Raw genomic sequence first — 15,051 nt, 5'->3', positions numbered from 1 at the left:
GATTGCCCAGAACGGGCACAGGTGTTATCCCGCCTTCAACACGGGATATATGCAGGAGACCGGCCACATGCCGCAGGATTACATCGTCAAGGACATCTCTCTGGCCGATTTCGGCCGCAAGGAATTGACCATCGCGGAAACCGAAATGCCGGGGCTGATGGCCCTGCGCGAGGAATTCGGCCAATCCAAGCCGCTGAAGGGGGCGCGGATCGCGGGCAGCCTGCACATGACGGTTCAGACTGCCGTCCTGATCGAGACCCTGACGGCGCTGGGCGCCGAGGTGCGCTGGGCGTCGTGCAACATCTTCTCGACCCAGGACCATGCGGCGGCGGCGATCGCGGCGACCGGGGTCCCGGTCTTCGCCATCAAGGGCGAAACGCTGGAAGAATACTGGTCCTATACCGACCGGATCTTCCAGTTCCCCGAGGGAACCGCGAACATGATCCTCGACGATGGCGGGGACGCGACGCTCTACATCCTGCTGGGCGCGCGGGTCGAAAATGGCGAGACCGACCTGATCGCCACGCCGACCAGCGAGGAAGAGGTCGCCCTGTTCAACCAGATCCGCAAGCGTCTGGCCGAAAGCCCGGGCTGGTTCACCGCCCAGCGCGACGCGATCCGCGGTGTGTCCGAGGAAACGACGACCGGCGTGCACCGTCTGTATGATCTGCACAAGCAGGGATTGCTGCCGTTCCCCGCGATCAACGTCAACGACAGTGTGACCAAGTCGAAATTCGACAACCGCTATGGCTGCAAGGAAAGCCTGGTGGACGGCATCCGCCGCGCGACCGACACGATGATCGCGGGCAAGGTCGCGGTCGTGTGCGGCTATGGGGATGTGGGCAAGGGCTCGGCCGCATCGCTGGCCGGCGCAGGCGCGCGCGTCAAGGTGACCGAGGTCGATCCGATCTGCGCGCTGCAGGCGGCGATGGACGGGTTCGAGGTGGTCACGCTCGAGGACGTCGTGCGCGATGCCGATATCTTCATCACGGCGACCGGCAACAAGGACGTGATCCGGATCGAGCACATGCGCGAGATGAAGGACATGGCCATCGTCGGCAATATCGGCCATTTCGACAATGAAATTCAGGTCTCGGCGCTGCGCAATCACAAGTGGACGCGCATCAAGGACCAGGTGGACATGATCGAGATGCCCTCGGGCAACCGGATCATCCTCTTGTCCGAAGGACGCCTGCTGAACCTCGGGAATGCGACGGGGCATCCCAGCTTCGTGATGTCTGCCAGCTTCACCAACCAGGTTCTGGCCCAGATCGAGCTGTGGACCAAGGGCGATCAATACGCGCCGGGCGTCTATATCCTGCCCAAGCATCTGGATGAAAAGGTCGCGCGCCTGCACCTGGCCAAGGTCGGCGCCAAGCTGACCAGGCTGCGCCCCGACCAGGCCGAGTATATCGGGGTTTCCCCCGAAGGCCCCTTCAAGCCCGAACATTATCGCTACTGACCGGATCAACCGGGTGGCTTGACAGGCCCCGCCCGTGCGGGCGGGGGCTTTTGTTTGCTCGTCTGCACAAAAGGGGAAATCGGGTTCAGATTTCCCTTTTGACCATGCGCCGGCTTGGCCTAAGCTGCAGCCGTGCCCGCGGTTAAGGCGGTGCGTCGTGAATGATTGACGGGACAGAGGAGGAATCGCCCATGAGCAAGCGTCAGGAAAAGATCCAGAAATATGCCGAAGATCTGCGCAACAAATGCGGCGTCGAGCCGGATATGGATCTGCTGACCAAGGTGACGATTGGCTGTGGCCCGTCGATCTACAATGCCGATGCCGAAACGGTCGCGTCGTCTGACCCCGAGGAGCTGGAGCGCGTCAAGAAGAACTTCCTGATCAAGAAGCTGGGCCTGAGTGACGGACCGCAATTGATGGATGCGATCAACGCCGTGATCGAGAAATACGGACGGTCCGAACGCAACAAGTACCGCGCCGTGATTTATTACATGCTGACCAAGCATTTCGGGCGCGAATCCGTTTACAAGTGACATCGGCGGCAGGTGCCGTATGTCTCGAACCCGAACAGGATCCCGTGTGTATATGACGTGGCGCCCTTGGCGCGGCGGATATCACGATCTTGACGGGGCTGCTGTTGCCAAACGGGTTCGAACAGCCTGCGCCGGGTGAGTGCGCATGGGAATGACGGGGTTCCGGCCGGCCTGGCCGGAGCCCTTTTCGTTGCTCGGACGCCGTGGTCCAATGTCGGACGATCGGTTCATAGCATCGCTCCGATCACAGCACCCATGAGCGCGCAGCCCGCGACCGCATATCCGCCGTCGATCAACGTCAACAGCGTCGGGCGCAAGGCATAGGCGTTGTTGATCGCGATCCAGGGCGCAATGAAGAACAGTCCGATGCCTGCGCCGGATACAAATCCCGAACCAAGGGTCGTGATGCCGGACATGGCCAGGACATGCCGCATCATTCCGGCGACCACGATCAGGCACAATGCAGACAGGATGAAGGGCGCGGGGCGTATGCTGCCCTTCGGACGCCCATCCGGACCAACCGGAATGCCCGAGGCCCTGACCCATTGTCTGGCCAGTGCCATGTAGTAGATCGCCCCCAGAAACCAGCAAGCCGCAGCGGCGATGATGACGGTCAGCAAGGCCATGGCATCCTCCCCTTCGGTCATGACGGCCTGCGGTCATGATGACGTGTCAGGCGTCAGCCGTCCATCGCCCCGTCACGGCCTTCGGGCGCCGACGTCAGCCCGCCCAGTTCGCAGATGATCTTCCATTCCTCCGCGGTCACGGGTTGCACGGAAAGGCGCGAGTTCTTGACCAGAACCATCTCGGACAGACGCGGGTCGGCCTTGATCTCGTCAAGGCTGACCGGCCGGGGCAGGGGCCGGACGGCGCGGATGTCCACGCATTCCCAGCGCGGATCGTCGGTCGTGCTGTCGGGATGGGCCGGCGCGCAGACCTCGACGATTCCGACGATCTCCTTGCCCTTGTTCGAATGATAGAAGAAGCCCAGATCGCCCACCTTCATTGCGCGCATGTTGTTGCGCGCCTGGTAGTTGCGCACGCCGTTCCATTCCTCGCCCGCATCGCCGCGGGCGACCTGCTGTTCCCAGCTCCAGACATCGGGTTCGGACTTGAACAACCAGTATGCCATCAGCCCATCACCTTCTTCCATTCCGTGACCTGAACGCTTTCGAACAATCCCGCATGGGCATAGGGATCGGCCTCGGCCCATGCGCGGGCCGAGGCGAGGCTGTCGGTATCGAGGATCACCAGCGATCCGCACATCTGGCCGTCTTCGATCAGCGGTCCGGCCATGCGGACGATCCCGGAACGTTCGATATGGGCCAGGTGGTCGGCGCGGGTATCCAGCCGGGTCTGCAGGTGGCCCGGCTTGTCACGGCAGATGACGGCAAAAAGCGGCATTTCATTCCTCCTTCAGGGGGCGCGAGAGCAGCATATCGGCTGCCTGTTGGACGGTGATGCGCCGTTCGACCAGTGCGGCCACCATCTCGGCGACCGGCATCTCGATGCGATGGGATCGGGCAAGCGGCAGAACCGCGCGCGCCGTGGCGGAACCCTCGACCGTCGTGGAACGGTCGAAATCCGTCCCCGAGCCCAGGGCGATTCCGTACCGGAAGTTCCGCGACTGGGTCGATGTGCAGGTCAGGACCAGATCACCCAGACCGGACAGGCCGGCAAGCGTTTCGGCACGCGCGCCAAGTGCCCGTGCCAGACGGTTCATCTCGGCAAAGCCGCGTGTCATCAGCGCGGCGCGGGCGCTTTCCCCCAGTCCCGCGCCGATCACGACCCCGGCCGCGATCGCGACGACGTTCTTAAGCGCGCCGCCCAGTTCGGCCCCGATCGTGTCGGTCGTCCGGTAGATTCGCAGGCTTTGGGTCGACAGGGCGGCCTGCAGGGTTCTGGCACCCGCATCATCGGCACAGGCCAGCGTCAGCGCGGTCGGAAGTCCGCGCGCGATATCGGCGGCAAAGCTCGGGCCCGTGAGGACCGCGGCGGTCGCCGCCGGGCAGGCCGCCGAAATGATCGCGGTCGATCCGCGCCCCGTTCGCAGGTCGATCCCCTTGGCGCAGCCGATCAGGGCGCGACCGTCCAGAAGGGCGGCATGCGCGGCCAGAAGGCCCGCCATCTGCTGCATCGGGACGGCGATCAGGACGGCCTCGCACATGGCGGCAACCGCCATATCGGCGGTGATTTCCACGCTAACGGGTATCTCGGCCCCCGGCAGGCGCCGGTCGTTTCTGCGCAGGGAGCGCATTTCCCGGGCATGGGCGGCATCGCGTGTCCACAGGACGACCCCGCGGCCGTCGCCCGCCAACGCGATGGCGAGGGCCGTGCCGAAGGCGCCCGCGCCCAGAACCGACAGCTTCATGCCTTGGCCCCCTTCTTTCCCGAACCCAGAAGCGCCGGCGCATGCTCATCCAGAGGCCAGCGCGGCCGGGCCGACAGGTCCAGCCCATCGACCAGCCCAAGCCGGTAGCGTTCGATCCCTGCCCAGGCGATCATCGCGGCATTGTCCGTACACAGGTTCAGTGGGGGCGCGACGAAACGCAGCCCGCGCGCCTTGCACAAGTCCTCAAGCGCATTCCGGATGGTCGCGTTGGCGGCAACGCCACCCGCCACGGCCAGAACCGGATCGTCGGGGCGGGCCTGCAGGTAGGTTTCGGTCGCGCGGCGGGATTTTTCGACCAGCACGTCCGCCACGGCGGCCTGGAAGCTGGCGCACAGATCGGCCCTGTCATGCCGGGTCAGGCCGCCCTGTTCGGCGACCGCCTGGTCGCGCGCGCGCAGAAGGGCGGTCTTCAGCCCCGAAAAGGACATGTCACAGCCGGGCCGGTCCAGAAGCGGCCGGGGAAAGGCAAAGCGCGCCGGATCGCCGCCTCGGGCTTCGGCTTCGACCGAGGGGCCGCCGGGCTGGGGCAGGCCAAGAAGCTTGGCGGTCTTGTCGAAAGCCTCGCCGGGCGCGTCGTCGATCGTCCCGCCCAGACGTTCGAACCGGGTGGGCGAATGGACGATCAGGAACTGGCAATGCCCGCCCGAGACGAGCAGCATCAGATAGGGGAATTCCAGCCCGTCGGTCAGCCGCGGGGTCAGGGCATGACCCGCAAGGTGATTGACGCCGATCAATGGCAGGCCGGCTCCTGCGGCGATTCCCTTTGCGCACATCACGCCGGCCAGAACGCCCCCGATCAGTCCCGGACCCGCGGTCACGGCAATCGCATCGATGCCGGACAGATCCGTTCCCGCGCTGGCGAGCGCCTGCTCGACGCACAGGTCGATCCGTTCGACATGGGCGCGTGCGGCGATCTCGGGCACGACCCCGCCGAATTCGGCATGCAGCGCGGTCTGGCCCTGGACGACCGAGGACAGGATTCGTGGCCCGTCGGGGCCGAGCCGCACGACAGCGGCCGCCGTGTCGTCACAGCTGCTTTCAAGGCCAAGGACCGTGATCGTATCGGCGGCGGGATCGGGCATGGTTCGCGGGTTTGTCATGTGTTGGCCGAACGAAAGTGGCCTGTGCTGTTGCCTGGTTCTGCCTTGGCAGGTAACACCGCAAGACGTATGGCACAATCCCGGGGGGGCATGTGGGCACGTTCCGACCGACGCTGCTTCTGACCCGGCCGCGGCCCCAGTCCGTGCGTTTCGCGCGCGACTTCCGCGAGACGTTCGGGCGGGACTGGCCGGTGGTCATCTCTCCGCTGATCGAGATCGTCCATCTGCCGGCGACCGTTCCGGGCGATGTCGGCGGGGTCCTGTTCACGTCCCAGCATGCCGTCGCGGCCCTGAGCGGATCGAGGCTTCCGGCGGGATTGCCCGCATGGTGCGTTGGCCCGCGCACCGCCGCGGCCGCGCGGGCCAGCGGCTTCGACGTTCAGGCCGGGGCGCCGGGGGATGCCGCGGGCCTTGTGCGTATTCTGCAGGACGTCGGGGTGAGGGGGCCGCTGCTCTATCCGCGCGGGCGCCATGTGGCGCGCGATCTGGAACAGGCCCTTGCCCCCTTGGGGATCCCGGTCCTTCCGGCAATCGTCTATAACCAGCGGCCGCTGCCCGCGACGCAAGAAGCGCTGGACCTTGTCGGCGGACCCGATCCGGTTCTTCTGCCGCTCTTTTCGCCGCGCTCGGCCCGGTTGGCGGTGCGGGAATTCGCTCAGGCCCGCGCGCCGATCCATGCTGTCGCCATCAGCGAGGCCGCCCGCCAGGCGGGTGCGGATCTGCCCGTCTGCCAATGGGCACTGGCCGATTCGCCTGACGCGGATGGAATGATGCGGGCAATGGCGCGACTGATCGGCGCGGGTAACGCCGCTTGAGCCGGGCCGACCAGACGACTACAGTCATGCCGACCGGTGCAAGCCGGGCGCGTGCCCTTGGGCGCGCTTCGATATTGCAAGGATTGTGAAAGGACCGACCGCGTGGCGGACAGGAAAGACACCACGACCGGCGCCGACGGTAACGAGGCAACCCGGAAGCCCGACGAGGCGACTCCCAAGACCCCTTTGGTGCTGGGTGAGGCCCAGGACCCGAATACCGGCCAGCCGGACGCCACGTACGACCGGCCGCAGCAGGATGCAGACGCGGAAACGGCCGCCGAGGCATTCCCCGGAACTGGCCCCGAAACCGGCGAGCGGCCCATGCATGCGCAGGACCAGGCCTCCGAAGACGAGACCGCCCCGGCCGCCGCGCCCGCACCCGCACCCGAAGAACAGCCCGCGCCAAGGCGCAGCGGGTTCTGGGGTCCGGTCTTCGGCGGTGTGGTTGCGGCCGGGCTGGGCTTCGGCCTGGCCGTCTATGCCCTGCCCCGCTGGATGCCCGAATGGAGCAGCAGCGACACGGTGACGGCCCTTCAGTCGCGGCTTGACCAGGCCACGGCCCGGATCGAGGAACTTGGGGGCACCGTCGAAGTCCTGCGCGCCGCCCCGTCGGCCCAACAGGTGGCAGATCGGGTCGATACCCTTTCGCGGGACCTGACGGCGCAGGTAGCGGCTATATCCGACCGCGTCGGCGGTCTTGAGACGCGGGTCGAAGAGCTTGCGAAGACACTGGGTGAGATCGACACGCGACTGAGCGCGGTCGAGAAACGCCCGACCTCTGGCGGAGCGGCATCGCAATCCGCGCTGGAGGCGTTCGGGCGCGAGATCGAAGCGCTGCGCGCCGAGATGCAATCGAGAGAGGCCGAGATCCGCGCCGCCGAGGAGCGTCTTTCGGCGATTGCCGCCGATGCCGAGGCACGGATGCGCGCGGTCGAGGAAGAGGCCGCGCGGCAGCGGGCCGAGGCCGAAGAACAGGCGCGGCGCGCGACGATCCGCGCCGGGCTGGCGCGTCTGCAGGCCGCGCTTGAAGCCGGGCATCCCTTGCAGCCGGCGCTGGATGACCTTGCGCGCGCGGGTGTCGAGATCCCGCCCGCGCTGAGCGATCAGGCCCAGGGCGTGCCCACGCTGACAGCCCTGCGCGAATCCTTTGCCCCCGCGGCCCGGGCCGCGCTTGCCGCATCGTTGCGTGAAACGGCCGATGGGGACATCTGGGCGCGGCTGAAGGCTTTCGCGCGGGCCCAGACCGGGGCACGCTCGCTTGCCCCACGCGAGGGGGACGACCCCGATGCAATCCTGTCGCGCGCCGAAGCCGCGCTTCGCGCCGGCGACCTGCAAACCGCGCTGGACGAGATCGCCACCCTGCCGAAGGCTGGGCAAGAGGCCATGTCCGAATGGGTGGGTCTTGCGCAGCGCCGTCTTGAGGCCCAATCCGCCATTGCCGCAATCGCGGCCCAGTACTGAAGGAGGGCATCATGATCTGGTCCTTTATCAAGATCCTGATCTTCATTGCCCTTGTCAGCGGGGTGACGTTGGGTGCGACGTGGCTGGCCGATACGGGTGCGGGGCTGCGCATCTCGGTTGGCACGGTCGAGTTCGTGCTTGGTCCGGTTCAGGCGGTGATCCTGGTTCTGGTGCTCTTGCTGGCCATGTGGCTGCTGCTCAAGCTGGCCGGTCTGGTCAGCGCGGTCATCCGGTTTCTGAACGGCGACGAAACGGCGATCTCGCGCTATTTCGACCGCAATCGCGAGCGCAAGGGGTTCCGCGCCCTGTCGGATGCGCTGGTTGCCATTGCCTCGGGCGATGGGCGGGCGGCATTGTCCCATGCCCGCAAGGCCGAAAAGTATCTGCAAAAGCCGGAACTGACCGATCTGGTCGTCGCGCAGGCCGCCGAGGTGGCCCACGATCCCCGGCAGGCGGCCGAGGCCTACAAGAGGCTGTTGTCCAATGACCGCACGCGCTTTGTCGGCGTGCGGGGGCTCTTGCGCCAGAAACTGGCCGAGGGCGATACCGATGCCGCGCTGAAGCTGGCGGAAAAGGCGTTCTCGATGAACCCGCGCCAGGAAGAGGTGCAGGACACGCTGCTGCGCCTTCAGACCCAGAAGGGCGACTGGAAGGGGGCGCGAAAGGTCCTGGGCGAAAAGCTGCGCCATGGCCAGTTGCCGCGTGATGTCTATAACCGGCGCGACGCGGTCCTTGCCCTGCAAGAGGCGAAAGAGGTCTTTTCGGAAGATGCGCCGATCGAGGCGCGCGAAGCGGCGATCGAGGCGAATCGCCGCTCGCCCGACCTGGTGCCGGCAGCCGTCATGGCCGCCGAGGCCTATCTGCAGCAGGGCAAGCCGAAATATGCCGAACGCATCCTGCGCAAGGCATGGGCTGCCCAGCCGCATCCCGACCTGGCCGCGGCCTATGCCCGAATCGTCCCTGACGAAACGCCTGACGCGCGTCTGAAGCGGTTCGAGAAGCTGCTCTCTGCCGCGCCCGATCACGAGGAGTCCCGCCTCTTGCGTGCCGAGCTTCTGATCGCGGCCGAGGACTTTCCCGCCGCCCGTCGCGCGCTGGGCGATCTGGCCGAAACCCACCCCACCGCGCGCAGCCTGACCCTGATGGCCGCCATCGCGCGCGGACTGGGCGAGGACGAGGCATTGGTGCGCGGCTGGCTGACGCGCGCCCTGACCGCCAGCCGCGGGCCGCAATGGGTCTGCGACAAGTGCAATACCGTCCATGCGGAATGGGCACCGGTTTGCAGCAATTGCGGCGGGTTCGATACGCTGAGCCGGCGCGAACCGCCGGGCGAGCCTGTCACCATCCCGAACGAAACGGCGATGCTGCCATTGATCGTGGGCAATCCGGGCGGCGAATCGGACAAGCAGGACGGCACCCGGACCGACCCGGCCGAGGATGTTCTGGTCCTTGGCGAAGATCTTGGCCAGAAACCCGAAAATTAGGACTACACACCGCCGACGGATGATGCTAATAGCCCGCCACCAGGCTGCGAAGGCCACTTCGGTGGCGGGCGGTTTCCCCAGGTCCGATCTCGGGCCGCGGGGCGGGGTGAAAACCTCGGGTCTGGACAGTGCCGGTGTAGCTCAGCTGGTAGAGCAACGCATTCGTAATGCGTGGGTCGGGGGTTCGAGTCCCTTCACCGGCACCATTTCTTCGAACATCGACGAAACGGAAGTTGTGGCCGCGGCGCTGACATGCGCCTGATGGCTTTTCGATCGGCCGATTTGTCTGCATAGTCGCCTTGGAAACATCGGGATCAGGGCATATGCAGGGCAACCTCATCAGCGAAATCATCGGCGGTAACGGCGTTCTGATCGGACTCGCCGTCTTCATCATCATCTGTATCGTTCTGGGCGTCAGGATCGTGCCCCAGTCCGAAAAGCATGTGGTCGAACGATTCGGCCGGCTGCGCGCCGTCCTGGGGCCGGGCATCAATTTCATCGTGCCCTTCCTTGATCGAGTCGCGCACAAGATCTCGATCCTCGAGCGGCAATTGCCCAATGCGATGCAGGATGCGATCACGGCCGACAACGTTCTGGTCAAGGTCGAAACCAGCGTTTTCTACCGCATCATCGAACCGGAAAAGACGGTCTACCGTATCCGCGATGTCGATGGGGCCATCGCGACCACGGTCGCGGGCATCGTTCGCAGCGAGATCGGCAAGATGGAGCTGGATCAGGTCCAATCGAATCGCGCCGAGCTGATCGCCAAGGTGCGTGAACAGGTCGCGGCCATGGTCGATGACTGGGGCATCGAGGTGACGCGGGCCGAGATTCTTGACGTCAACCTGGATGAGGCCACCCGCGCGGCCATGTTGCAGCAGCTGAATGCCGAGCGGGCGCGTCGCGCGCTTGTGACCGAGGCCGAGGGCAAGCGCCGCGCGGTCGAGCTCGCGGCCGATGCCGAACTTTATGCCGCCGAGCAGGAGGCCAAGGCACGCCGCATCCAGGCCGAGGCGGAAGCCTATGCCACCGAGATCGTGGCCAAGGCGATTCGTGAACACGGTGTCGAGGCCGCGCAGTACCAGGTGGCCTTGAAGCAGGTCGAGGCCTTGACCGCCGTCGGACAGGGCGAGGGCAAGCAGACCATCGTTGTGCCCGCCAATGCGCTCGAGGCCTTTGGCGACGCCTTCCGCATGTTCAAGGGGCGCGGCTGATGCTGTGGCAGGAATGGTGGATCTGGATGATCGCGGGTGTCGTGCTGGCAATCCTCGAGGTGCTGATCCCGGGCTTCATCCTGCTGGGATTCGCGATCGGCGCCGCACTGACGGGTGTGCTGTTGTGGCTGGATATCCTGGGCGGATCGCTGTCGGTCCTGCTTGTGGTATTTGCGCTTGCCTCTCTGGCCGCGTGGTGGCTGCTGCGCCGCTATGTCGGCGTGCGGCCCGGGCAGGTCAAGATCTGGGAGCGCGACATCAACGATGGTTGAGGTCGCGCTCGACCGGTGGCTGTTCGCGTAGAACGGGCGCGGCCTGGATCCACCATTCGGGGGCAGAGCGCCGCAACGAAACGGCAGCGGCCTGTGCATGCGCCTGCGTTTCGTAAAGGCCAAAGCAGGTCGCGCCCGAACCCGACATTCTGGCCAGCAGGCAGTCAGTGCTTTGCAATGCGGCCAATACCTGCGTGATGGCCGGACACAGGGCGCAGGCGGCGTCCTGCAGGTCATTGCGCTGTGCGCCCAGCCATATGGCCAGGCTTCGGACATCGGGAAACCTGCCTGGCAAGGGGTCAAGCGGCGCGTTGTCCCGCCGCGCGAGGCCCCCGAACACGGCGGGGGTCGCGACCGGTACACGCGGATTGACCAGCACCAGCGCGGCGTTTTCGGGCAGCGGGGGCAGGGGCAGGATGTCCTCGCCGATGCCGCGCATCCGGGCGGGCTGACCCGCAAGGCAGACGGGAATATCGGCGCCAAGTTTCAGGATCACATCGACGGGCGGCAGCGGACGATTCCACAACGCGCCGAGCACGCGCAATGTCGCGGCGGCATCCGCCGAACCGCCGCCGATCCCCGAAGCAACGGGAAGCCGCTTGTGCAATTCCAGATCGGCGCGCCCTGCCGGATCCATGAGCCGCGCCGCGCGAAGCACAAGGTTGGATGCGTCGGGTTGAAGCGCGGCGCCTTCGGGGCCGTCGATTCTCAGCCTCAGACCATCCGCCGGTCTTGCCCGCACGCGATCCCCGATTCCCGCGAACACCACGACGCTGTCCAGCAGGTGGTAGCCATCCGCGCGTCGCCCCGTCACGTGCAGCGCAAGATTCACCTTGGCCGGGGCAAGTGTTTCAATCGGCATCATTCGAATGCAGGGGCTCGCTGCCCTCTTCGGCCAGGACCGCGTCCAGCCCCACTTCCAGCTTCCGCCGGATGCGCGCGGCCTCTTCCTCGGTCTCGGGGCCAAAGGACAGGGCGCGCTTCCACTGGAACTCGGCCTCGCGCTTGCGCCCGACCGCCCAGTACACATCGCCAAGGTGGTCATTGACGACAGGATCGACGGGCATCAGCTCGACCGCGCGTTCCATCTGCTCGACGGCTTCGTCATAGCGCCCAAGACGGAACAGGGCCCAGCCAAGTGAATCGACGATCGCGCCATTGTCGGGCCGCTGCTCGACGGCCTTCTGGATCATCTGCAGCGCTTCCTCGTAATTCTCTTTCCGTTCGAGATACGAATAGCCCAGATAGTTCAAAACCGAGGGTTGATCCGGGTTCAGCTCGAGCGCCTTGCGAAAGTCCGCCTCGGCCTTTTCCCATTGCTTCAGGCGTTCATGCGCGATCCCGCGTGCGTAATAGACGGCCCACTGGCCCGGTGCGTCGGCCTTGAATGTCGCAATGGCCCGGTCATAGGCCTCGGCGGCTTCGCCATAGCGTTCTTCGCGGCGGTAAATGTCGCCAAGGGACACCCAGATATCGGCCCGATCCGGATTGGCTTGGGCAAGATCGGCCAGAAGCGAGATCGCCTCATCCGTCTGGCCGCTGTCGATCAGCGCCTGTGCAAGACCCAGCTGCGCGGCAATATAGGCGGGCGAATCGGGCGGGATGCGCTTGTAGCTTGCAATCGCCAGGTCATGGCGGCCCTGACGCTCGAGAATTTCGGCGCATAGCAGCGTGGCATCCGCATAGTCCGGCGCGATGAATTCGGCCATGCGTGCATAAGACAGCGTCACATGGTTCGTCGATTCCCCGGCCAGCGCGCCCGCGAATGTCAGAAAGACCTCGGCAATGCCGTCCGAGGCGCTTTCGATCACCGTGAAGGCCAGCGTCTGACCGCTTTCCAGATCGCCGCGCAGGGCGGCGATTTCGGCATCCGGCTCGGCCCCGAAGACGGCGTCAAGCAAGTCGATCGCATCCGCGTTGCGTTCGAGCTGGCTCAGGATCTGAGCATGGGCGATCACGCCGCGGCGCGTTGCGCGAAGTGGCCCGGCGGCGTCGCCAGACATGATCGCGTCGGCGCCTTCGAAATCGCCGACCAGCGCCAGCGCCAGCGCCTTGTGATACAGACCGAAATCCCGCGTGCCGTCGCTGTTGATGACCGCGTCGAAGGCCTCGGATGCCTCGGACATGCGGCCTGCGCCCACCAGGGACCAGGCGCGGTAAAGTCCATCCACGACAGGACCCGCGCTGCGTCCCGCATCCAACGCCTTCAGCGCCGCATCGAAATCACCCTTGCGTGCCAGATCGGCCAGGATGACCAGATCGGCGAACTGGCTGCGAACGCCCAGATCGGCAAGGGTCCGCGCGGGCACAAGCGCGCGTTCGACATCACCCGCGCCGATCATGGCGATCACGGCGCTTTCCAGAAGTTGCGGATTCGTCGGGTCCGCGATCAGCGCGCGTGAGAAATAGCTGGCTGCCGCGGTGTAATCGTAATCGTGGCTGGCGATCTGCCCGGCCAGATAGGGGCCGGCCAGACCCTGTGCTGCACCCTGACCGGCAAGGCCGATTCCGGTCAAGGCCCCGCCAAGGCCAAGTGCGGCCATGAGCGTCAAGGATCGCAGATTGGTCACGGATGGCTCCTTCGTGGCTGCCCGGTGCGAACCTAGTGCCTGCCCGTTCCGGACGCAATGAGGGGCGGCGATCGGCCGCCCCCCAAGGAAGCCCATTTTACATGTTGGGGTAATTCGGACCGTCGCCGCCCTGAGGCGTCGTCCAGTTGATGTTCTGGCTGGGGTCCTTGATGTCGCAGGTCTTGCAATGCACGCAGTTCTGGAAATTGATCACGAAGGTGGGCTTTCCGTCCTTCTCGACCACTTCATAGACACCCGCGGGGCAATAGCGCTGCGCCGGTTCGTCGTATTCGGGCAGGTTGACCTTGATCGGGATTTCGGGGTCCTTCAGCTTCAGGTGGCAGGGCTGGCTTTCCTCGTGGTTGGTGAAGCTGAAGGCCACGTTGGTCAGCCGGTCGAAGCTGATGACGCCGTCGGGCTTGGGATAGGTGATCTTGGGGAAGTCCCTGGCCTTGCCAGTGGATTCGGCATCCGACTTGCCGTGGCGCAATGTGCCAAAGAGCGACAGGCCGAACAGCTGGTTCGTCCACATGTCCAGGCCCCCAAGGACCAGCGAGGGGACCATGCCCCAACGCGACCACATCGGCTTGACGTTCCGCACCTTTTTCAGATCGCGTCCCACCGGACCGGTCCGCAGCGCGGTTTCGTAATCGCTGAGTTCGTCGCTGGCGCGGCCCGCCTTGATCGCGGCATGGGCGGCCTCGGCGGCGTGGATGCCCGACCACATCGCATTGTGGTTGCCCTTGATGCGCGGCACGTTCACCAGTCCCGCCGAACAGCCCAGGATCGCCACGCCGGGCGCCACGACCTTCGGGATCGACTGCCAGCCGCCTTCGCTGATCGCGCGCGCGCCATAGGCCACGCGTTTGCCGCCCTTCAGAAGCTCGGCCACCATCGGGTGGTGCTTGAAGCGCTGGAATTCCATGTAGGGATAAAGGTGCGGGTTCTCGTAGTTCAGGTGCACCACGAAGCCCACATAGACCTGGTTGTTGTCCAGGTGATAGATGAACGACCCCCCGCCCGCATTCTTGCCCAGCGGCCAGCCCATCGTGTGCGTGACCGTGCCGGGGCGGTGCTTCTCGGGGTCGATCTCCCAGATTTCCTTCATTCCAAGGCCGAACTTCTGGGGGCAATGGCCCTTCGACAGATCGAAGCGCGCCATGACTTCCTTGGTCAACGAGCCGCGTACGCCTTCGGCGAGGAAGACATACTTGCCCAGAAGCTCCATCCCCGGTTCATAATGCGGCCCCGGCGTGCCATCGGATTGCAGGCCCATTTCGCCCGCGACGACACCGCGAACTTCGCCGTTCTCGCCCCAGACGATCTGCGAACAGGCCATGCCCGGGAAGACCTCGACGCCCAGCTCCTCGGCCTGCGCCGCCATCCAGCGGCAGACATTCGCCATCGAGACGATGTACTTGCCGTGATTCGACATCAGGGGCGGCATTGGCCAGTTCGGGATACGCAATGCGCCGGCCTCGCCAAGGATATAGAAATTGTCTTCCTTGACCTCGACCGTGATCGGGGCCCCCTTTTCCTTCCAGTCGGGGATCAACGCATCCAGTCCGGCCGTGTCCAGAACCGCGCCCGACAGGATATGCGCCCCGACCTCGGAGCCCTTTTCCAGAACGACAACGCTCAGGTCGGGGTCCAGCTGCTTCAGACGGATCGCGGCCGACAGCCCAGCGGGCCCGGCGCCGACGATCACGACGTCGTATTCCATCGATTCGCGTTCGATCTCGGCCATT

15 protein-coding genes and 1 tRNA gene are annotated in these 15,051 nt (G+C 65.5%); 8 read left to right on the top strand and 8 right to left on the bottom strand.

From position 1 onward, the window contains the following. Positions 1-67: 67 nt before the first annotated feature. Together ahcY and LV82_RS01875 are read left to right on the top strand one after the other, a co-directional pair. A complete protein-coding gene (gene ahcY, locus LV82_RS01880) occupies positions 68-1,462 on the top strand; it encodes an adenosylhomocysteinase (RefSeq protein ID WP_104069290.1) in 1,395 nt (464 codons plus the stop codon). 191 nt (positions 1,463-1,653) lie between these two features. Continuing rightward, positions 1,654-1,995, top strand: coding sequence for a DUF2853 family protein (locus LV82_RS01875; RefSeq protein WP_104068992.1), 342 nt, complete (start codon positions 1,654-1,656; stop codon positions 1,993-1,995). Between the two features lie 227 nt (positions 1,996-2,222). On the opposite strand, the gene LV82_RS01870 is transcribed toward LV82_RS01875, so the two are convergent. From LV82_RS01870 to tsaD, 5 genes are read right to left on the bottom strand one after another with little or no spacing between them, the layout of a single operon-like run. Continuing rightward, positions 2,223-2,642 (bottom strand): DUF1761 domain-containing protein, encoded by a 420-nt coding sequence (locus tag LV82_RS01870; protein ID WP_342750168.1) that lies wholly within the window; start codon positions 2,640-2,642, stop codon positions 2,223-2,225. Between the two features lie 32 nt (positions 2,643-2,674). Next, positions 2,675-3,127, bottom strand: coding sequence for an EVE domain-containing protein (locus LV82_RS01865; RefSeq protein WP_104069288.1), 453 nt, complete (start codon positions 3,125-3,127; stop codon positions 2,675-2,677). After that, positions 3,127-3,399, bottom strand: a complete 273-nt coding sequence (locus LV82_RS01860) for a YciI family protein (RefSeq protein WP_104068991.1) — start codon at positions 3,397-3,399, stop codon at positions 3,127-3,129. The genes LV82_RS01865 and LV82_RS01860 overlap by 1 nt, the downstream gene beginning before the upstream one ends. A gap of 1 nt (position 3,400) precedes the next feature. Next, complete coding sequence (locus tag LV82_RS01855; protein ID WP_104068990.1) at positions 3,401-4,366, bottom strand: NAD(P)H-dependent glycerol-3-phosphate dehydrogenase; 966 nt, start codon at positions 4,364-4,366, stop codon at positions 3,401-3,403. Next, entirely contained in the window at positions 4,363-5,487 is a 1,125-nt protein-coding gene (gene tsaD / locus LV82_RS01850) for a tRNA (adenosine(37)-N6)-threonylcarbamoyltransferase complex transferase subunit TsaD (RefSeq protein ID WP_245873034.1), read from the bottom strand. The genes LV82_RS01855 and tsaD overlap by 4 nt, the downstream gene beginning before the upstream one ends. Before the next feature lie 92 nt (positions 5,488-5,579). On the opposite strand from tsaD, the gene LV82_RS01845 reads away from it, so the two are divergent. The 6 genes from LV82_RS01845 to LV82_RS01820 all read left to right on the top strand — a co-directional run bounded on the left by LV82_RS01845 (position 5,580) and on the right by LV82_RS01820 (position 10,733). After that, positions 5,580-6,302: a uroporphyrinogen-III synthase gene (locus LV82_RS01845; protein ID WP_245873033.1), complete on the top strand. Its 723-nt coding sequence runs from the start codon at positions 5,580-5,582 to the stop codon at positions 6,300-6,302. Positions 6,303-6,404: 102 nt separating this feature from the next. After that, entirely contained in the window at positions 6,405-7,763 is a 1,359-nt protein-coding gene (locus LV82_RS01840) for a COG4223 family protein (RefSeq protein ID WP_146065115.1), read from the top strand. An 11-nt stretch (positions 7,764-7,774) separates the two neighbouring features. After that, positions 7,775-9,247: a heme biosynthesis protein HemY gene (locus LV82_RS01835; RefSeq protein ID WP_104068986.1), complete on the top strand. Its 1,473-nt coding sequence runs from the start codon at positions 7,775-7,777 to the stop codon at positions 9,245-9,247. A 130-nt stretch (positions 9,248-9,377) separates the two neighbouring features. After that, positions 9,378-9,453 (top strand) — tRNA-Thr (locus LV82_RS01830). A gap of 117 nt (positions 9,454-9,570) precedes the next feature. Then, complete coding sequence (locus LV82_RS01825) at positions 9,571-10,461, top strand: SPFH domain-containing protein (RefSeq protein ID WP_104068985.1); 891 nt, start codon at positions 9,571-9,573, stop codon at positions 10,459-10,461. Then, positions 10,461-10,733: an NfeD family protein gene (locus LV82_RS01820; protein ID WP_104068984.1), complete on the top strand. Its 273-nt coding sequence runs from the start codon at positions 10,461-10,463 to the stop codon at positions 10,731-10,733. Before LV82_RS01825 ends, LV82_RS01820 begins: the two co-directional genes overlap by 1 nt. On the opposite strand, the gene LV82_RS01815 is transcribed toward LV82_RS01820, so the two are convergent. The 3 genes from LV82_RS01815 to LV82_RS01805 all read right to left on the bottom strand — a co-directional run bounded on the left by LV82_RS01815 (position 10,720) and on the right by LV82_RS01805 (position 15,050). Further along, positions 10,720-11,595 (bottom strand): 4-(cytidine 5'-diphospho)-2-C-methyl-D-erythritol kinase, encoded by an 876-nt coding sequence (locus tag LV82_RS01815; protein ID WP_104069287.1) that lies wholly within the window; start codon positions 11,593-11,595, stop codon positions 10,720-10,722. The two genes, LV82_RS01820 and LV82_RS01815, sit on opposite strands and share 14 nt — an antisense overlap. Continuing rightward, a complete protein-coding gene (locus LV82_RS01810; RefSeq protein WP_104068983.1) occupies positions 11,585-13,276 on the bottom strand; it encodes a tetratricopeptide repeat protein in 1,692 nt (563 codons plus the stop codon). Before LV82_RS01810 ends, LV82_RS01815 begins: the two co-directional genes overlap by 11 nt. A 124-nt stretch (positions 13,277-13,400) precedes the next feature. Further along, a complete protein-coding gene (locus LV82_RS01805; RefSeq protein WP_104068982.1) occupies positions 13,401-15,050 on the bottom strand; it encodes an electron transfer flavoprotein-ubiquinone oxidoreductase in 1,650 nt (549 codons plus the stop codon). Between the last annotated feature and the right edge of the window lies 1 nt (position 15,051).

Origin of the sequence: Albidovulum inexpectatum, assembly GCF_002927635.1 — a bacterium.
In the GTDB taxonomy this organism is placed as follows: Bacteria; Pseudomonadota; Alphaproteobacteria; order Rhodobacterales; family Rhodobacteraceae; genus Albidovulum; species Albidovulum inexpectatum.
This window is presented reverse-complemented; position numbering and strand designations above follow the sequence as displayed.